The organism is Nocardia araoensis NBRC 100135, from assembly GCF_000308435.1.
Classification (GTDB): Bacteria; Actinomycetota; Actinomycetes; order Mycobacteriales; family Mycobacteriaceae; genus Nocardia; species Nocardia araoensis.
Genome location: NZ_BAFR01000049.1, coordinates 37,704 through 57,042, shown reverse-complemented (window position 1 = coordinate 57,042; position 19,339 = coordinate 37,704). Strand labels below are relative to the sequence as shown.

The following is a 19,339-nucleotide window of genomic DNA, read 5'->3' as shown; positions in this document are numbered from 1 at the left end:
AGGCACACCCCCAGGCAACCCCGCCTGACCAGGCACACCCGGCGAACCCGGCACAGCCGGACCACCAAGCGCCCCAGACGAACCCGGAACCCCGGCGTCACCGCCACCATTCGGCTGTCCGGACCCTGGCTGCCCCGCTCCGGGAGACTGCCCCGGCCCGGGAGAAGGACTGCCAGGCGACCCCGGCACCCCGCCCGGCCGCGGCCGCTGCTGATCCGGCCGGTTGGACCACGGCGTCATCGGCACCGGCGGCGCCTCGGCATCCTCGCCGGCTTCTATCTGGGGCTCTACCTCTGTTGGCGGCATCGCTTACTCATCACATCCCGCTGCCGAGTACTCGTTTCACCCGCACGTCGTACGTGCTCGGGATGGTCAGTTCGACCAATTCACCGGTCGCCGCATCGGTGGTGACGAGCCGCGTGTCGCTGACCGCGATGCCGACCTGGGTCGGCGCGTTTCTTCGATAATCCCAGAACACAAGGTCGCCGGACGATACCGCGGCGGGATCCACCCGCTGACCGCAAGCGCCCTGTGCGGCGATGGTGTTCGGCAGAACGACAACTGCCGACACCCCGTCGAGCTGTCCACATGCCCGCCGCGGCGAACCGCTCGATTGCCCCGCACCGTCCGCGTCCAGCGGCTGCGTCGCCGCACTATCGGCAGTCGTGCATCTCCCCGTCGTTTGCGCGACCGATGCCTGGTAGATCACCGATCTCGTGAACTGCGCAGCGTCTCCGCGGCCACCCGAACCGTTCCTGGCTCCAGCCGCCATCAGCTGTGCCACCGCAAGCTGACGGGCACACTCCGCGCCGATCCCCGAGTTGGCGTACAGCAAGGGAGGTTCTTGGCGCGGGGCGTCTTTCATCGCTGTGGCGCAGGCGCGCTGCCAGTCGGAGGCGCTGGTGTCGTCCGGCGCAATGGTCAGTTGCGCGTATGGATTCGTGGTCGGAGTGGCGCTCACCCCACCCACCGGTGCGCTTCTCACGCTCGGCCGGGCCGCCGTCGTTGCGCGACTGGGGGTCACCGTCTGCGAAGGGTCGGGCCCCACCGCACTGTCGCACTGATAGTTCAGGTCGGAGGCGATCGCCGAAGTCGCGCCGCCGATGACCAGCACTATGGCCACCATGAACACGAGTAGGACTCCCACGCCCCCCAACACCACCCATATCCAGAGCGGCATCAGTACGAACGTCAAGAGACGACCGATCATCGACTACCTTTCTGTGATATCAGCCGCACTGTCTTGCCCTTGTCGAGGACTGATCAGCGGCCCCGCGGGTTTCGGAGGGGATTCAGGATCGTGTCCGGAATGGCAGGCAGCGGGTTTGCGTCGGAGTCCGGCTGGGGGAGCGAGACAGCACCCGTGATACTCCGGCCCGCCTGCCATTGATCGGTTTGGGCAGCTTTGTCGATTTCGGAACGCAGTACCCGGAGCCGATCGAAGTCACGAGGATTCTCGGCTACATTCCTGCTGGCCGCCAGGACGTTCAACGCATGCTCGTTGGAGATCCACTCCCTCAACCTGTCCGCCTCGAGCTGAGTGAGGTCCCGGCCATTGACCCGCAACCGAGGGGTGGAACTGTCCCTGATCGGCCCCTGTGCATGGGCCTGCAATGCATCGATCCATTCCTTGGTTGGATTGTTGATGTATTCCCTACCGAGTTCGGCCAGATCTTCCGAGATCCGCACACCGCCCTGATAATCCCCTCGATACCGATCGACGCTGGCCTCCAACGCGTGGAACCTGGCCATGTACATCTCCCGATCATTCGTGTAAAAGTGATTCTCGAAATGCTTCTGTGCGGCAACGAGGTTGGCAAGGTGCTTCGAGGCGAGGGGCTCCGCGTCGGCATGCCGAATGATGTCCGTCCGAGCTTCGAGCGCCCGCTGCGCTATGCGCTCGGGAACTCCTGCCATCAGCAGAGCGTGGTACCCACCGTTCTGCGGGCCGCCACTACCCGACAGGTGCGTGTAGTTCTCCATGGCGAAGGCGGCGGCTCTCTCACTGCGTCTGCTGTTGCCGGAGCGTTGGATACCGCGCCGGGCCGCGTTCGCCCCAGCAATTCGATCGTAAAGGCTAGCGTGTGAGGCCTCTCGAAGATCCTTGGTCTTCAGGCCCTTCTTCTTGAGCTTCTTGTCGACCTGGTCCGTGCGGGAAAACGGATTCAACGGGTTGAGGCGGCCACCGGCAAGCCATGCGGTGAGCGGCGAGCTGTTGATGGTGCTTATCGCGCCGACCATCGCGAGCGGACTCATCGAGCCGGCCGCATTCGAATTGCCCATGCCCAAGCCCATACCCAGTGCGGAGCCACCACCACCGCCGGCACCCTGTGACGATCCACCGCTCTGGATCGCCGCTCCGATGCGGTTGGTGACCCAGTCGTTGGCCTCATCGATATTTCTGCTCAGCCGCCGCACCTGGACGATGGCGACGATCTCGACGCCCGCCCCGATCACGAATATCACCATGATCTGGCCGTTCGCCGCGCGGAACAGGCTGCCCAGCAATAGCTCGTAGATGCCGAGGGCGATGACGAAGAAGGCCATTTTCCCAGCGGAGATGAAGCCGTGGACCACGCAACGGACAGTAAACGTCTGCGTCGGACCGTAAATGTACCCACCGGCCGCGAAACCGAATACCGACGCGAACCCATAGTAGATGAGGTCGAGAACAGCCCACATGATCTTGAAAGACAAGTACGCCGCGAAGGCCAGGAGAATGACCGCGCACAGCAGCAGCAGCAGTCCGGCTCCGATCTGACCGACGCCCGGGTTCTCCACCGCGGCGTACGCGGCGCTGTCGCCGCACGATCTCATCCCGTTCTTCACCCGGTCTTCGCTACCGGCCGTCATGCCGGACGACCACGCCGCCCGGCAGGACGGATTGCTGTCCACGACATGTCCGAAATTCCAGACCTGCAATGGGAGTCGAACGAAATTGTCGGCCATCGTCGCTTGCAGTGTGGCGACCAACTGTTGCGGATTCGGATTGTTGTTCCCATTCAAACCCGCCGCGACCGAGAGTCCCAGGTCGCGCCCCTGTACCAGCAAGCCATGGTCGGACAGCGCCTCGGCCAAGGGGTTCGCCAGGAAGAACACGCCGACGATCGCGACTACGATCATCGTGACGACCTGCATTGCGGCCTTGGCGTACAAGGCGCGAATGATGAAATACCCCACGAAGAACGCGCCGATCGTCACCGCCGTGGCCGCCAGCAAAGGTGTCGCGACCTGCACCGTCAGGTTGCGGGCCATCGCTTGCAATGGCGCGCTGATCAGGTTCAGCCACCCGAAACCCATTGCCTCGCCGGGAAACCAGACTCCAGTCGTCATCGTGACCAGCCAGAGCGCGAACATCGGCATGAGGATGATCCATAGTGCGAAATTTCCCAGGTTCCACACGCCGCCGTGGTCGATCACCAGCATGTAGCTCGAGACGTTGACTCCGTTCGAGTCTTTGACATTCATCCAGCTGGTCGCACTGTTGGGTGTGGCGCCCTGGGCCAGCGTGCCACTCTGCGCAATGGACACCGCGTGTATGAGACCAGGAAAGACGAACAGCCCGAAGAGGGTGAGGCCGATCCACGCGGTGCGGCGGCGACGGCGGGACGCGGCGACCCAAGCCCGGAAGCGCCGGAACACCATTTGCGGTCGCCAACGTTCCACGTCCCAGAACTGCGGTTCCCAGGGCATCCCGAAGGAAGACTGCGGTGCGCGCATGCTGGTCCCGAGCAGCGATCTCATCAGCGCACCGACCGCTCCGGTAGCACCGAACGCATGCCATTGGCACTGGTCGGAGTACTGGTGATCGCCGCAGCACGGTCCGGACGCGCCGGACCTAGCACCTTACCGCGACCGATACGGTTCAGCGCGTCCCGCATGAACATCTCACCACGGCGCTCCTCGGGAATCTGACGTCCGGGACCAACGGGGGGCGAGGTCTCCTCGCGGAGAATCTGCAAGAGAAACGGGGCTTCCTCCAGATCGACGCCAAGCCACTCCAAACTGTTGCGCGCCAGCGTCTCATCGCGCTGCCGGAAGACGAACCGGTTCGGGATGAGATTGTGCGCCGCGCCCTGGAAGTCGGTGGCCGGGTCGTGCGAGGCGAGCCCGATCGCGGCCAGGTGCTTGCGGCCGTCACGGCTGAAGTCGGAGGTGACCGCGGAGCCGACCTGTGTCTGCGTGAAGTGGTGTGCCTCGTCGCCGACCAGCAGGCCGAACCTGCCGTTGTCGGAGAGGAAGGCCTCCCGCGCCGCCACGCCGACCAGTTCGTACAGCGCCGTGCCGAGCCGTTTCGTCAGCGGCAACCGGTTGTACAAGTGTGGCGTGGTGAGTTCCTCGGCGCTCGGCAGTTGCAGATTGTGGCTGCGGACGACGGTCGCGGCGGCGTCGAGACGCAGCGGTCGGAGCTTGGGGTCGAACAGCACCGGTACCCGCTCCACCACGGTGCCCAGCCGCGCCGCGAGATCCGCGTACTCCTCGCCTCGATCGGGGTGCTCCCGTAACCGGCGGACGACGTGGAACAGATCGAGCAGGCTCTTGATCTTGTGCTCGGCCATGCCCCTGGGGGACAGCAGATTGCTCGCCGCGGCGCCCGCACCCGAAGTCGGTGACAGATCCAGCAGCGGAAGGATCGAGTCCAGCGCCCGCTCACCCGCGATGCGCGGGTTGAACAACCGCAGCGGATCCAGCGACACCGTGGGATTGGCCAGGTCGATGACGACCGCGTCGTCGATCGACCGCGCGAAATGCTCCCACTCGCCGACCTGACTGCGGTCGATGGCGAGGAACTGGCCGCCCATGTCGTGCACGAGCACGGCCATCAGTTTGAGGAAATACGACTTGCCCGAACCGAGTTCGCCGGTCACCGCGAAGGAGGCGGACAGGTCGTGCAGCGCGGCCTCCATGATTCCGAAGTGGATCGGTTCGAAATGGCCCGACAGCAGGTTGACGCCGATCACCGGCCCGCTGTCGTCGCCGATCTGACTGGTGGTGAACGGCACGAAGCCGGCCCACATGTCCGAGGGGACGATATGGGCGAAGTCGTCGAAGGCACGGCGCGGCGGGCTGCCGGGAACCAGCATCGACCATAGATCGACCTGCGCCCCGACCGGTGCCGTCATGTCGACCTGGAACCGCTTGTAGCGCCGTCTCAGCGTGTTGACCGCATCCATCGTGGCGTCGCGCGTCGGTCCGCCGATGGCGATGACGGTTGTGAACGAGACCTCTGATTCACCACCGTTGACCTCGAAGTGCTGGTTGTACTCGCCGAGCATGTGCGCCTTCGATGCCAGCGTGTTCTGTGCGAACGAAATCTCCTGGTCGCGTTGATCCATCTGCTCGCCGAGCCTGCGCAGGCTGAGCTCGTTGTTCTTGAGCACCTCCTCGGCGGGCTTGGTGGAGATCCGCATGCCCCAGTCCACGGTGACGTCGCCGAGGCCCTCCAACACGTTCAGGAACTCGCTGCCGCCGGGAAATGTCATGCCCGCGTATGGGAACGAGTGCGGCGTCAGCATCGCCTGGTATGACGGGCGATAATCGAAATCCGGTTGCACCACCTTGATCACGGGGACGAACGACGGCCGGATACGCCGGTTGCTGTCGGTTTGGGCCCCCTCGTCGAGCGCGGCGGAACGGAACACCGCTGCCGTCGCGTCGTCCAGCGCACCGGCCCGCGTGGGCGCCACCGGATCCCCAGCCGCACCGCGGGAGAGATAGTGCTCCCACAGCCATTGGAACAGCGCCGCGGGCACCGGCACCGGATCGAAGTCGCCGCCGATCCTGGACAGTATCTCGTTCGCCTTCTCGTCGTATTGGTCCAGGTCGGCGCGGGAGATCGCGGTCGCGTCGATGGTGGGGGTGCTGCCGCGCCACAGGCGCGACAGCGCGGAAATACTGGAGTTGCTGGCGCCGACCGGAATCGACAGCAGGAAGATACGGGTCTGCGGCATGATGGCGTGCACGCGCTCGTAGGAGGCCACCACCTCGTCGGCGTAGTCCTCACACTCGTCCAGGTCGACGCCCTCGACCATCTTGGTGAGCACGTCGATCGTATTCAGCCGCGCCTGGATCCCGAGCAGCAGCGATCCGCTCGGCAAGTTGGTGACCAGCGCATGATGCGCCATCTTGACGTCGTACTTGTCACCGGCTTTGCGCAAGCCATAGCCGAGCGGATTGATGAAATACGTCGCGGTGACCAGACCGGAATGGGTGAACTGGAGATTGCCGCGAATCGCCGCGGTCGGCTGTAGATCTCGTCCGAGTGCCATCAGGGACGTCCTCCGGGGGGCGGGCCGCTGCCGTTATCGTTGCCTTCGTCGTTGCCATTCAGTCGCAGCCACAGGTCGGTGACTTTTCCGCCGCCACCTATCACCTCAAGCATCCGGACGCCCGACTTCGGCTCGGTGGCCACTGCCGCATCAGCGTGGTCGGGCAGCAAGAGGACCACGCTCTTCTCGACGAATACGGTGTGGCGCACCGAGTCGCTGCCGATCGGCATCCCTGAGGCGGACACCGGCTTGCGGTAGACGACGAGCCTACCGAGCCACAGGGCGCGCGAGGTCATCCGGACGCCCGTGTACGGCACGAGCCCGAGCACGAACACCGCCAGGACGGTCAGCGCCAGACCTGTGATGAAAGTGACGGCCGGATTGACCGGGAGGGTCATGGCGCCGACCGAAGCCACCGACATCATCGCCACACCGGCGGCAACCTGTGGCAGGGTGTAGGGACCGAACGGAAGCTTCTGCCCGTTCTGCGCCTTGCCGATCATCGTGGGCACACGTTTGATCGGCGTGAACACCTTGATGACTTGGGTCATCGATAGCCACCGATAGGGTGATCGGGGACGATGAGGTTCGCGTCCGTGCGCGCGTAGTTGATGGTCGTGGGCAGAATCCAGATCACCACCCCGGCCATCAACCCCGAGCCGAAGACGACGATGATCCGCGCCGGTGACAGCCTCGATTTCGCCGCCTCGGAGATCACCACACCGATCGTGACGATGGCGATGATGATCATTCCGCCCCATCGGACAAAGATCAGGATGCCATAGAGGATGTTGCTCAAATTACCCATCGGGCTGCCTCTCGGATCAGTTCTGTGTCGCCGGCGGAATCGTCACCGACGTCGAGGGGGACGAGGACGAGGTGGGCGGCGCTCCGCCGCGGGAATCCTGACCGACGACCACCGCCAGCGGACTCGACAAGGCGGGAATCGGATCTATGGACACCACCTGCCACTGGCCCGCGTTGCGAATCATGGTGAGCGGGTAGGCCAGCGTCGCGGTCGCTCCCGTATCGGCTTTGGGATTGACGGTGGCCAGCACTTGGGCCTTCGCACCGCCGGAGCCGCAGCTCGAATCGTCCGTTGTGAGCGAGGTCAGCTCGACGGCGGTGAAGGGGGGCGGTTTCAGTGCGGCCAGCCCGGCATCCGGTGTGGTGTAGCGCGCCACGTCACCGTTTCCGGCCAGCATGGCGCTCAGGAAGCCCGCCGCGACCTGCCCCAGCACGGTGTCCGGTGCGCAGGGCGCGCCGTAGGCCAGTTTGAGATCGACGCCCTTGGAGGGGGCTTGGACCAAGGCGGGCGTCGACAGCGCACGCAGCCGCCCATCGGACACCGAGACCGCGACACGGTAGAACTGCCGCTGATCCTGTGCGGTCGCGGCGCCGACTTTGCCGACCCGGACCGATACCGTGACCGACCATACTTCGAGCCCCCCGGCCGAGAGCGCCCGAGAGACGTAGACGACCGACGGGTCGGACACTTGGCGCGCGGATGAAGGCAAGGTGATCTGCTGATTGGAGCCGACATATTCGCCGATCCGATCCTGCTGTCCCGCAACGGCAGTGAGGTATGCGACGACGAACTGCTCGGCATAAGAGCCTGCCAAGTGCGCATGCCCGATGATTGCCGTCGTCGAGTCATCCGACGGCGCGGGCGGCCCGGAGTCGAAGACACTCAGGATTGCATGTCCACCGCCGAGCACCGCGAGAACGGCGAGCACCGCGACCACGATGTTGTCGCGACGACGGCGAGCGGCCATCCGGCGAAGCAGGGCCTCACCCGAATCTGCCGACTCACGAATACCTGTCCTCACTCCCGAAATGGTAGAGAGCACAGGCGTTCCCAACCGGCCAGTAGTTCCCACTCATGGGAATGAAAACTGTCAGCAGGCGGGGTTGCTTTTCATCCTGCCCGCCAGCCAATGCCGCAATTGTTCGTCGTATCCGATCGGCGCGCTGCGCTGCCGCGGCTCCAGCACCTGGCGATGGGTTTCCAGCAACGGTACGTCGTCGGCGACCCGGACCAACTGGGCGATCGCCAGCTGTCTGCTCGAGTACCCGGGATAGGGGTACAAGAGCAGCGATGTGGGCGTGTAACCACCGCCGTAATTGAGTACCCGCAACGTGACACCCGCACTGTCGCCCGACCGCAGCCGGTCGCCGAGTTCGGCCAGCCGCGGACGGTCCTCGGGATGGAAGACGTCGACGGGCCGGAAGAGATAGTCCCACCGTACCCAGGGCGCGGGATCGGTGAGCCAGTGCGAGATGCTGGTGTGCTCGAGCTGCACCACGGCCAGATGCGTTCCCGCCCGCCGATGCGCCTCGCGCAAACCGATCCGCTCCAAGGTCGGCCACGTCGCCTGCGCGTTCTCCGACGTCACGTCCTCGATCAGCCACCAAGCGCCACGGGTGCGCTCGTCGTCGCGCGCGCGAATGGTGATCCGCCACTGAGCCGCACGCCCGAATCCGTGAATCACGTTGGTGTCGAATTGCATTCGCTCACCGGGCTTGGGGTCGTAGAGCAGATCGAGCACCTCGGCGTGCCGGTCGAAACTGGACACCCGGTGGAACAGTTCCGCGATCGACATCCTCGGGACGTACTCTTCGGCGCTGCTGCCGGACAGCCGTGTGATACCACTCGGTTGCTGAATGGTCTGACTACTCAGGTCCCAGATCGCTCCCACCGCCGGGCGCAACGCAGGCACCCGCTCGGACGCCGGGCCCAACCACAGCCGCACCGCGTGCACGTCTCCAGCGGGGCCGAAGATCGGACGGATGAACAGTTGATGCCGTCCCGATCGGGTCTGAATGGCCAGGTCGACGTCTTGCGCCTGATCATGTGCGGTTTGGATCGCCTCGGTCAGTCCGGCGGTCGTCAGTTTGTCGTACAGCGCGGGCGTTTTGGACAGCGTCCGCTGCAGCACTCGCTGCCAGCTCGCGAACTCACGAGGTGCATCCCCCACCGACGCCACGGACATGCCGTCCGGCGCCAACGTCTCGATCGTCACCCATGGAATCACTGCGCCACTTCGCTTCGCACTTGCCCGACCAGCCGTTCCTCCGGGTCCGCCTCCCCGGATGAGACATCTTGTGACACTAGGCAATGTACCGTTATTTAGCGGCTCAATCAACCTGTGACCGCGCTGCCTGTTAGTACGAAGTCTCCATCATGTTCATACGACATGCGCAGCCGAGTTCATTTTGTTCACGTCGAGTTCGAGAGGAACCTCCCTTCGACCGGCGCACAGCGCAACGGCACATCTGTCGCAAACCAGCGAACAAGATCACCGGAAGCCACCGGCCGAAGCCGACGGCATCCCCCCGGCAATCTCACCCGCGGCTGAACTCACTCCCGCCCAGGGCATTACGCCACCGCGGGAAACGATCAGGCATTCCTTCCGACCAGGGCCAGCACACCCGCGCCCATGATCGTCGCGGCGTCTCCGAGCTGCGAGGGAATCACCCGCAATCCGGGCAGGAAGCTCAGCCTGGCATGTATTGCGACCGCCTCGCCGAGCGGTTTCCACAGCACGGGCCCCGCTCCGGCGAGCGGGCCGCCGAGCACGACGAGGTCGAGATCGAGCAGTGCCGCCACCGAGGCGATCGCCCGGCCGAGCGCCGTACCGGCCCGGCCGAGCGCCGCGGCGGGAATGTCCTCACCCACGCCGGCGGCATCGAGCAGTTCCTGCACCGACGTGCCGGCCCAGCCCTGCTCCCGCGCCCAGCGCACCACGGCCAGGCCACCCGCGACCGCCTCCAGGCACCCGCGGCCCCCGCAGGAGCATCGATCGTCGAAGCCGGGAACCAGGACGTGACCTACGTGCCCCGCGTTGCCGGTGCGCCCCACCAGGATGAAGCCGCCCACCACGACCCCGCCGGTGATGCGATCGGAGACACTGATCGCAAGGCTGTCCATCACTCCGCTCGTCGCGCCGAAACCTCGCTCCGCCAGCGCCAAGCAGACGCCGTCCAGCGCGAGTGGAACCTGCGCTTTCGGGAACAACTTCCGCGCCGCTTCGACGATGCCGAACCCTCCCCGCCACTCCGGAACCTCGGCAGGAGCGATCACACCGGCCGCCATATCGATCGGCCCGGCCGAAGCGACACCGAGGGCGGTGACCTCGCCACCGTCCGCGACCTCGAGCAGCAGCTCCTGGCATCGAGCCCAGGCGCCCGTCGCTGGGATCGGGATCCTCCGGATGTCGTCGGTGTCGACATCGTCGGCGACCCGAGTCGCCGCGAAGCCCGACGACCCGATCTCCAATGCCAGCACTGTCATGAGTTACGCACCACCGAAGGACTCGACACGAAAAGGTGGACGCAGCATAGTCACAGACCGTCGGTCCCGGTCGACTTCAGGGGTTGCCCGAGCACGATGTGCCGACGGGGCGCGGGAAGAGTGGATACGGTACGCAGCGGACGCGGCCCGGTGCGGATGATGCGCATCGGGCGCTTGTGGTCGATCGGCGCGGCGCGGTGCCGGTCCAGGTTCTCGATCACGCTGCCGGAGTTGTCGTAGGCGACGCCCGCCCAGATCATCGCGCGGGGACCGTCACCGCGGGTGGTCAGCGCCTGCGCCAACTGGCGGCACTGCACGAGGAGCGGGCAGCTCTGGCAGGTGCGCACCGCTGCTCGCCAGGCATCCGGATTCCCGGTGTCCATGTCCCAGTTGTCCGGGACGTCGGCGCACGGGGGCCGCTGGTTCGACTTTGCCGGAATCGACGAGACCTTTGCTGACGCAATGGATCCCGTGTCCATCGGAAGGGTTCGCGTAATGCTCATAGCCATCTCCGGGGATGCCGAGCACACACCTCTGGCAGGTGCGTGGCCCATGGATCGGACGTCATCAGGGCTGCTCAACAGTCCCCGGAACCCAGCCGCGATAAGCTGGTCTACGCACGGTAGCCCACTGTTGCCCAGCACACAACCTCTTGTGCCGCTATGTAACGGCTCGTTGACCTCGAAGCAACACCCAGCTACCGTGTTTAACGGCACGTTATGAAACGGACCGTTTTCCCCGGGGGCCCTACTATGGTTTCCTTTTAAACATGGCTGCAGACTCTGAATTCACGATCGACGAACTGGCACGGGCAGCCGACACCACCGTGCGCAGCGTCCGCGTCTACCACGAGCGGGGCCTTCTGCCCTCGCCCGAGGTGCGCGGGCGGATCGGGTATTACGGGTCGGACCACCTCAACCGCCTGCAAACGATCAGCCGTTTGCTGGGGCGGGGCATGAAGCTGAACGGGATCAGGGAACTGCTCGAAGCCTGGGACCGGGGTGACGGGCTCGCCGATGTACTCGGCGTGAAGAGCCAGAACGCAGCCGAGCCGGAACCGGAAGCCACCACCGAGCCACAGGACAGCTACGCCGAGTTGCCGGACTACGCGAAGCAGGCGCTGGCCTCCAGCGAGGACCCGCTCGAGGCGTACCGGGTCACGAATCCACGGTGCTGCGATCTGGCCACCAGGCTGCACGACACCGGACTGCCGATGCAGGACACGTTCCAGCTGGTCGAACGTCTGCGCGCCGATTGCGATCGCATCGCCGACCGCTTCGCCACCGAGTTGTTCTTCCGCCTGGCCGGGCAGACCTACGAAGAATCGGCGCGGACCCCGCGGGATCGCACGAAGTTGGAGACCGACCTGGCCATCGCCCGGTTGATCGTCACTCGCGCCACTTCGGAACTGATCGATCAGGCGTTCGCGCGGCATTCCGACCTGCCGCCGGTGACCACCAGCCCGCAGGCGCCTGCCGAACAGTGACGGCGCAAACCGCGAACCGACCGTTCTCCTATTTCCATCCGGCACTGTCGAATACTTAGGTAGACAAATCCGTTCGAGCCTTTCGAGCTGCTCCGGTGGCGGCCGCGCGAATGACTTCTACTCGCGACCGGCGAATCATCGAACTCAGCTCGCGTCTGACCAGTGCCGAAGGGTTGCCACGGGGTGCCCGACAGCCGGAACCGAAGGCGGCAGCGGTGATTCGACCGCTGCGCGCGTCCACCCATGGCCGCCGTCCCGCACGCGCGAAAGCCGGTGGAATACGTAGGTATGCCGATCCGGTGATCAAGACGGCGCGGCAGCGCCGCTACCGGCTGCCGATGGAGACCCGAACACGAACCTCACCCCCAACGATGGTCGGGGTGACAGGATTTGAACCTGCGACCCTCCGCTCCCAAAGCGGATGCGCTACCAAGCTGCGCTACACCCCGTGGCCCTCGCGGCGACGGGGACGGCCGCCGACGAGGATGAATGCTCCGTGGAGCGGGTGACGGGAATCGAACCCGCACCATCAGCTTGGAAGGCTGAGGTTCTACCATTGAACTACACCCGCAGGCATACGACACCGATGGGATCGCCACGATGTCGTGTGCGATCCGACTGTACCGAACCCGGCTTCCGAAACGCCAATCAGCCCCCCGCGCAGCGCGATCTCGCAGGTTGCCGCCAGCGCGCTCCAGGGTTGCCACGCCCAGTGTCGCACGGCGGGCCCGCCCGCACGCGGTAGCGCGCTCGCCGAAAATTTTAAAGGTGATTTTTCAGTGAAACTCTGGCGTGTCGGATTCCGGTGGGCGAAACTCGAATGACACACATGTCACGCCAGGAACGTCGCTCGAGGGAATTCCGATGAGGACCGCACGACTCGCCGTCACGGCCGACGCGCTCGGCGTGTCGCACAGCCACGGCCGCGACACCGAGCAGGGATCCGGGTGGTGCGCGCAGGGACGTCCGCCCGGCGAACCCTCGGCCGTCCGCACGGCAACCCGATCCCCGGGAACGCGGGCGCGGCGACCGGTCCACATCGCACACCCGGAGGCATCCGGACTCGCGGCCCCGGGCCGCGGACGCGACCCGAGCCGGCTCGGCCGGACGACCGACGGCAGGCGACCACCCCGAGCACGCCCGGAACAGCCATTCGCAATTCGACAGGGAAGACGAGGACGTCGCGTGCGAGAACAGATTCTCGTGAAGCAGGCGCGGCGGGGGCCGTGGCTCACGCACCACCCTCGGCACACCTCGTACAGCGTGTCGCCAGCGCGTCGCGGCGCGATTTTGCAGCGAACGGGAATCCGGTGTAACACCAACGCGACGGGAACGATCACATACCCGATCGCCATTCACCAGGCGTCGAGAACACGTTGCAAATCGCCGCTTTTCGATGCCGAGTGGCTTGCTAGGATCCTTTTTGCCGGACGGGGGTATCTGGAAAGGGGGCGGTGAACGTGCGCCGAACCAGGTGGACGCAACCGCGTAGCAGTGGGAACGATCAAGGTGACGCCGGCACCTGTGTGACTACAGGGCACCTCGGTACCGACGTCGCCCACACCGGGTGAGTCCGATGTCGACCGACATCGAGCCCCCGGTAGCCGCCATGGCCCGAGCATGGGCCCGTGCGGTCTGCGCCGAGCCCGGTTCGGGCGCGGCGCCCCAGCAGTTGGAACCGGTGCTGGTCGAGATCGTCGAGCGCCTGCTCACCCTCGCCAGGTCCGAGCCGTTCCCGGTCCCGGAAGCGCGGATGCTCGGAGCGCGGCTCGCCGAGGCGCCGTTCGACCGGATTCGGATGCTGGCGCAGGCCACGCGCTGGCTGCTCGGCTTCCCCTCCGGCACGCCCGGCTCCCTGGTCGCCACCCGCTGGCCGTTCATCGCCAGCCAGGCCATCGACAGCTACGCCCAGGCGCTGCAGGAGCGCGCTCTCGCGCAGCAGGAGCAGAACCTGTCGGCCAAGGTGTCGCTGCGCGTTCAGGAGATCGCCGCGCTGCAGCACCGGTTGCGCCACGAGGCCACCCACGACGCGCTCACCGATCTGGCCAACCGGACGCTGCTGCAGGACAAGGTGCGCCTGATGGCCACCGACCCGACGCGCGGCGTCGGGTTGCTGCTGATCGACCTGGACCGGTTCAAGCAGATCAACGACGGCTACGGGCATGCGATCGGCGACGAGGTGCTGGTCGAACTGGCGAGCAGGCTGCGCGAAGCGTGCCCGCCGGACACGGTGATCTGCCGGTACGGCGGTGACGAGTTCGTGCTCGCGACCAACCCGCACCACAACAACCTCGGTGACCTGGCGCATCGGATCGTGGCCGCGCTGCGCGACCCGGTCTGGTCGTCGGCCGGGCCCGTTCCGGTGTCGGCCAGCGTCGGCACGGCCTACAACCCGCCGGGCAGCCCGCTCGATTTCACCGATCTGCTCCGCCGCGCCGATCGCGCGATGTACTCCGCGAAAACGGCCGGTGGTCGCCGCTTCGCCCTGGCGGACGAGCCGGACATCGACACCGCCGTCGCAGGCTGACCCGGGCCTGTCCGCGTCAGCCGGGCTGGCAGCTGGGGCACCAGAAGAGATTCCGCGCCTGCATCACCTGATGGGCGATCGGCGTTGCGCACAGACGGCACGGGGCGCCCTGGCGGCGGTAGACGTAGGTACGCGGACGATCCGGCGCGTACGAGGGCTCACCGTGATCGTGCTCGGGCCGCACCACGACCATCTTCCCGACGCGTACCCCTACCCGCATGAGCGCGACCAGATCGGACCACATGTCCGCCCACTCGGCCGCGGACAGATCCGTGCCCGGACGATGCGGCGAGATCCGGTGGCGGAACAACAGTTCCGCGCGATAGACGTTGCCGACCCCGGCCACCACCTGCTGGTCCATCAGCAGCGCGCCGATCGGCCTGCGGGAACGATGGATGCGCCGCCACGCCCGGTCCGGGTCGGCGCCGCGCCGTAGCGGGTCGGGACCGAGCCGGTCGGTGAGCGCCGCCACCTCCGGCGGCAGCAGGATCTCGCACGCGGTGGGCCCGCGCAGGTCGGTGCCGAAGCCCGGCTGCCCGTCCGGCCCCCCGTACATGCGCATCCGGACCTGCCCGACCGGCTCCCCCATCGGCAGGGCGGATTCGGTGAACGTGCCGTAGAGACCGAGATGCACGTGCACGACCAATCCCGAGTCGTAGTGGTGCAGCAGGTGTTTGCCCCACGCCTCGGATTTCGTCAGCACCTGCCCGTCCACCCGGGCAGCGTCCGCGGCGAACTTGCCCTGCGGGCTCGATACGCGCACCACACCGCCCGCGAGGCGACGCTGATGCAGCCGCGCGAGGCGGTGCAGCGTATGTCCTTCCGGCACAGCCGATTACGACCTCGGTGCGCTCAGTACGCGGGAACCGCCGGAGCGATGCCGGTCTTCTCGTACTCGGCCAGGATGTCGATGCGACGCTGGTGGCGCTCCTCGCCCGACCACGGGGTGGAGACGAACGCGTCCACGATGGCCAGCGCCTCCTCGGTCGAGTGCATGCGGCCGCCGATGCCGATCAGCTGCGCGTTGTTGTGCTCGCGGGCCAGCTTCGCGGTCTCCACGCTCCAGGCCAGCGCGCAGCGGGCGCCGGGCACCTTGTTCGCGGCGATCTGCTCACCGTTGCCGCTGCCGCCGAACACCAGGCCGAGGCTGCCCGGATCGGCGACGGTCCGGCGGGCCGCCTCGATGCAGAAGGCGGGGTAGTCGTCCAGCGCGTCGTACTCGAGCGCGCCGCAGTCGACGATCTCGTGGCCCGCCTGCTCCAGATGGGCCTTGACGTGATTCTTCAGTTCGAAACCGGCATGGTCGGCACCCAGGTAAACGCGCATGGCAGGCATTGTGTCAGGTGGCCGCGGCGCGGCGGCGAGAGGGCTTGCCCCGCGATCAACACCGCGGCGGGCCTGCGCGAATCGACTGATGTGCCAGTTGTGTTCGCGGCCACAGCGCCCGGTGACACGGCCGACGCCACGACCCCGTTCCCGGCAACTGAATAGAGTTCATCCCATGCAGCCGTTCGAACCCCAGCCGTCCGACCAGGCGGGCCGACAGGCCGACCCGTACGCCCAGCAGGGCGGGTGGGTCCCGGCCCAGAACACGCCTGCCGCGTCCTACGCTCAGCAGTACACCTCGGGCTCGTATCCGTCCGCGCCCCCGGCTGCGTATCCGGCGCCCTACGGCTCCTATCCCGGCGTCCCGGTGCCACCCGCGCCGCCGCAGCGGCAGCCGCGCGGCCTGTCGCCGTTCGGCCTGCCCGCGCGGCACAGCTGGGAGATTCCGATGCTGGTCGTCGTGGTGGTGCTCACCGCGTTCGCGTATCTGATCGCGCTCGTGCTGCTGGCCACCGGGAACTTCGACCAGTACGTCCTCGCGTTCGCGGCCGCACCGCTGCTGCTGTGGTTCGGTCGCGGCGTCAACTACGCGAGCCAGCGGGTGAACGGCGTCAAGATGTCGCCGACCCAGTTCCCCGAGGGTTACCAGATGGTGGTGGACGCCGCCGCTCGCTTCGGCATGGCGAAGGTGCCGGACGCGTACGTGGTGCTCGGCAACGGCCAGATCAACGCGTTCGCCAGCGGACACGGCTTCCGGCGCTACGTCGTCGTCTACAGCGACCTGTTCGAGATCGGCGGCGCCGCACGCGAACCCGACGCGCTGGCGTTCATCATCGGCCACGAGGTCGGCCATATCGCGGCGGGACACACGTCGTATTGGCGGCAGCTGGGCATGTTCCTCGTGCCGTTCCTGCCGATCGTCGGCAACAGCCTGATCCGCGCGCAGGAGTACACCGCCGACAACCACGGCTTCTGCAATCGGCACACCGGTGCGTCCGCCGCGATGGGCACCCTGGCCGCGGGCAAGTACATGAACAGGCTGGTCGGCTTCGACGAGATGGCCGATCGGGCGGCCGTCGAGAAGGGTTTCTTCGTCTGGATGGTGAACGCTCTGTCCAGCCACCCGGTGCTCACCTGGCGGATGTGGGCGCTGCGCGATCGCAGCAGGCACGGGAAGCTGTTCCTGCGGCCCGCGCCGCCCGCGGGCGCCGGCGTGCCCGCGGGCGGCTACGCGAGTTCCTACGGCCAGGTGCCCGCGAGCCCGCCGAAGTCCGCGTTGTGACCGGCCGGGTGCCGCGCACCGGCACCCGGGGCACGTCGCTCAGTCGAACGACGGATCTTCGGTCCGCGTGCGCTTCAGCTCGAAGAAGTGCGGATAGGACGCCAGCGCCACCGCACCGTCCCAGAGCTTGCCCGCCTCCTCGCCGCGGGGAATCCGGGACAGCACCGGACCGAAGAACGCGGTCCCGTTGATGTGGATGGTCGGGGTGCCGACGTCCGGACCCACCTTGTCCATTCCCTCGTGGTGGCTCTTGCGCAGCGCCTCGTCGTAGTCGGTGCTCTCGGCGGCCGCGGCCAGCTCGGCGGGCAGGCCGACCTCCGCCAGCGCGTCGGCGATCACGGCGGCGAGGGACTCCTTGCGGCTCTCACGTTCGTACTCGGCCCGCCGATTGTGGATGCGCGTGCCCATCGCGGTGTACAGCGGCGACAGCACCTTGTCACCGTGCTCCTGCGCCGCGGCGATCGCGACGCGGACCGGACCCCAGCCCGTGTCCAGCAGTTCCTGGTACTGCGGCGGCACATCCTTGCCCTCGTTCAGCACCGACAGGCTCATCACGTGGAACCGGGCTTCGATGTCGCGGACCTGCTGGACCTCGAGGATCCAGCGGGACGTGATCCAGCACCACGGGCACAGCGGGTCGAACCAGAAATCGGCGACGTCCTTGGTGGCTTCGTCGGTCACGGGCGGCTTCCTCTCGATCGCATGGGGACGGGCGGCGGCACACTGCGCCGCCCTACCGACCAACCACGGCGGCTCGCGATTCGTTCCCATCCGCGGCGCCGTTTTCCCGAGCCGCGCCCGCGGCTGCCAGTAGGGTTGACCGGCAGGAGCTTGGTTCCCTTCGGAGAAGGAGTCCGCGATGAGTTCTGACCGGCATTTCGTCATAGTCGGCGGCGGGCTGGGCGCGGCCAAGACAGCGGAAGCGTTGCGGGCCAAGGACTTCGACGGAAGCGTGACGCTCATCGGCGCCGAGGAGCACCTGCCGTACGATCGCCCGCCGCTGTCGAAGGAGCATCTGCTCGGGAAGAAGTCGCTACCGGAGTTCATCGTCGACCCCGCGCAGTGGTACCGCGACCACCACATCGACATCCGGCTCGGCACCACCGTCACCGGTTTGGATCCCGCGGCCAAGACGCTCACCCTGCCCGACGGCTCCTCGCTGTCCTACGACAAGCTCGCGCTCGCCACCGGTTCCACGCCGCGGACGCTGCCCGTCCCCGGCGCCGACGCGCCGAACGTGTACACGTTGCGCACCATCGAGGACTCCGACACGTTGATCGAGCTGTTCAGCGCCGCGACGCGGCGGCTCGTCATCATCGGCGCGGGCTGGATCGGGCTGGAGGTCGCCGCCGCGGCTCGGGCGGCGGGGGTCGAGGTGACCATCGTCGAACGCGCGGACCTGCCGCTGCTGGCGGTGCTGGGGCCGGAGATGGGCGAGGTGTTCGCCGAGCTGCACCGGGCCAACGGCGTCGACTTCCGGTTCGGCGCTCAGGTCGAGGCGATCACCACCGAGGACGCCATCGCGACCGCGGTCGCCAACGGGGTACGGCTCGCCGACGGCAGCACGATCGAAGCCGACGCGGTGCTGGTCGCCGTCGGCGCGCGCCCGAACGTGGAACTGGCCGCCGATGCCGGGCTCGCGGTCGACGACGGCGTGCTCGTCGACGAACACCTGGCCACCAGTGATCCGGACATCGTCGCGGTGGGCGACATCGCTTCCCAGCAGCACCCGGTGCTCGGCAGGCGGGTCCGGGTGGAGCACTGGGCGAACGCACTCAACCAACCCGCGGTCGCCGCCGCGACCATGCTCGGCAAGCAGGCTTCCTACGACCGGCTGCCCTATTTCTTCACCGACCAGTACGACCTGGGCATGGAGTACACCGGGTTCGCCGCGCCGGGCGAGCACGCCAGGGTCGTGGTGCGCGGCGACAAGGCGGCACGCGAGTTCGTGGCGTTCTGGCTGGACGGAGACAACCGCGTGCTCGCCGGGATGAACGTGAACGTCTGGGACGTGACCGACCGGATCAAGGAACTGATTCTGGCGGGCGAGCCGGTCGACCCGGATCGGCTGGCCGACACCTCGGCCGAGCTGTGACGTGGATCACCGAAGAGATGAGTCGAAAGCGCGCGCCGTGCTCCGACCTTCTCGCGGGCG

General features: G+C 66.8%; 16 protein-coding genes and 2 tRNA genes. 4 read left to right on the top strand and 14 right to left on the bottom strand.

What is annotated here, in order from left to right; genetic code table 11:
* Window positions 1-316: 316 nt before the first annotated feature.
* The 9 genes from ON21_RS07085 to ON21_RS35645 form a co-directional block, all read right to left on the bottom strand.
* A complete protein-coding gene (locus tag ON21_RS07085; protein ID WP_157170748.1) occupies window positions 317-1,210 on the bottom strand; it encodes an NlpC/P60 family protein in 894 nt (297 codons plus the stop codon).
* Between the two features lie 53 nt (window positions 1,211-1,263).
* Window positions 1,264-3,744 (bottom strand): hypothetical protein, encoded by a 2,481-nt coding sequence (locus ON21_RS07080; protein WP_039796596.1) that lies wholly within the window; start codon window positions 3,742-3,744, stop codon window positions 1,264-1,266.
* The gene (locus ON21_RS07075; protein ID WP_039796595.1) at window positions 3,744-6,269 is read right to left on the bottom strand and encodes an ATP-binding protein; all 2,526 of its coding nucleotides are present in this window, start codon (window positions 6,267-6,269) and stop codon (window positions 3,744-3,746) included. The genes ON21_RS07080 and ON21_RS07075 overlap by 1 nt, the downstream gene beginning before the upstream one ends.
* Entirely contained in the window at window positions 6,269-6,820 is a 552-nt protein-coding gene (locus tag ON21_RS07070; RefSeq protein ID WP_083880447.1) for a hypothetical protein, read from the bottom strand. Before ON21_RS07070 ends, ON21_RS07075 begins: the two co-directional genes overlap by 1 nt.
* Complete coding sequence (locus ON21_RS07065; RefSeq protein ID WP_039796594.1) at window positions 6,817-7,077, bottom strand: hypothetical protein; 261 nt, start codon at window positions 7,075-7,077, stop codon at window positions 6,817-6,819. Before ON21_RS07065 ends, ON21_RS07070 begins: the two co-directional genes overlap by 4 nt.
* Window positions 7,078-7,093: 16 nt before the next feature.
* The gene (locus ON21_RS07060; RefSeq protein WP_245562493.1) at window positions 7,094-8,098 is read right to left on the bottom strand and encodes a conjugal transfer protein; all 1,005 of its coding nucleotides are present in this window, start codon (window positions 8,096-8,098) and stop codon (window positions 7,094-7,096) included.
* A 69-nt stretch (window positions 8,099-8,167) separates the two neighbouring features.
* The gene (locus ON21_RS07055) at window positions 8,168-9,292 is read right to left on the bottom strand and encodes a GAF domain-containing protein (RefSeq protein ID WP_039796592.1); all 1,125 of its coding nucleotides are present in this window, start codon (window positions 9,290-9,292) and stop codon (window positions 8,168-8,170) included.
* A gap of 377 nt (window positions 9,293-9,669) precedes the next feature.
* Window positions 9,670-10,563: an ROK family protein gene (locus ON21_RS07050; RefSeq protein ID WP_039796591.1), complete on the bottom strand. Its 894-nt coding sequence runs from the start codon at window positions 10,561-10,563 to the stop codon at window positions 9,670-9,672.
* A gap of 50 nt (window positions 10,564-10,613) precedes the next feature.
* Window positions 10,614-11,066 carry a hypothetical protein gene (locus ON21_RS35645; RefSeq protein ID WP_157170747.1) on the bottom strand — a complete coding sequence of 151 codons (453 nt, stop codon included), beginning with the start codon at window positions 11,064-11,066 and terminating at the stop codon, window positions 10,614-10,616.
* 266 nt (window positions 11,067-11,332) lie between these two features.
* On the opposite strand from ON21_RS35645, the gene ON21_RS07040 reads away from it, so the two are divergent.
* On the top strand, window positions 11,333-12,049 hold the full coding sequence (locus ON21_RS07040) for a MerR family transcriptional regulator (protein WP_039796590.1): 717 nt from the start codon (window positions 11,333-11,335) through the stop codon (window positions 12,047-12,049).
* A gap of 372 nt (window positions 12,050-12,421) precedes the next feature.
* Here the strand turns inward: ON21_RS07040 and ON21_RS07035 are convergent.
* Both ON21_RS07035 and ON21_RS07030 read right to left on the bottom strand, forming a co-directional pair.
* Window positions 12,422-12,498: transfer RNA gene (locus ON21_RS07035), tRNA-Pro, on the bottom strand.
* Window positions 12,499-12,546: 48 nt separating this feature from the next.
* Window positions 12,547-12,620: transfer RNA gene (locus ON21_RS07030), tRNA-Gly, on the bottom strand.
* Between the two features lie 1,005 nt (window positions 12,621-13,625).
* Between ON21_RS07030 and ON21_RS07025 the strand changes: the two genes are divergently transcribed.
* Complete coding sequence (locus tag ON21_RS07025; RefSeq protein WP_039796589.1) at window positions 13,626-14,576, top strand: GGDEF domain-containing protein; 951 nt, start codon at window positions 13,626-13,628, stop codon at window positions 14,574-14,576.
* Between the two features lie 16 nt (window positions 14,577-14,592).
* On the opposite strand, the gene ON21_RS07020 is transcribed toward ON21_RS07025, so the two are convergent.
* A complete protein-coding gene (locus ON21_RS07020; protein WP_039796588.1) occupies window positions 14,593-15,405 on the bottom strand; it encodes an Fpg/Nei family DNA glycosylase in 813 nt (270 codons plus the stop codon).
* Window positions 15,406-15,428: 23 nt separating this feature from the next.
* Complete coding sequence (locus tag ON21_RS07015) at window positions 15,429-15,902, bottom strand: ribose-5-phosphate isomerase (RefSeq protein WP_039796587.1); 474 nt, start codon at window positions 15,900-15,902, stop codon at window positions 15,429-15,431.
* A 175-nt stretch (window positions 15,903-16,077) separates the two neighbouring features.
* Here ON21_RS07015 and ON21_RS07010 point away from each other — a divergent pair, with 175 nt between their 5' ends.
* Entirely contained in the window at window positions 16,078-17,184 is a 1,107-nt protein-coding gene (locus ON21_RS07010; protein WP_039796586.1) for a M48 family metallopeptidase, read from the top strand.
* A 39-nt stretch (window positions 17,185-17,223) separates the two neighbouring features.
* On the opposite strand, the gene ON21_RS07005 is transcribed toward ON21_RS07010, so the two are convergent.
* On the bottom strand, window positions 17,224-17,865 hold the full coding sequence (locus tag ON21_RS07005; protein ID WP_039796585.1) for a mycothiol-dependent nitroreductase Rv2466c family protein: 642 nt from the start codon (window positions 17,863-17,865) through the stop codon (window positions 17,224-17,226).
* Window positions 17,866-18,043: 178 nt separating this feature from the next.
* On the opposite strand from ON21_RS07005, the gene ON21_RS07000 reads away from it, so the two are divergent.
* A complete protein-coding gene (locus tag ON21_RS07000) occupies window positions 18,044-19,279 on the top strand; it encodes an NAD(P)/FAD-dependent oxidoreductase (protein ID WP_039796584.1) in 1,236 nt (411 codons plus the stop codon).
* The last annotated feature ends 60 nt before the right edge of the window (window positions 19,280-19,339 follow it).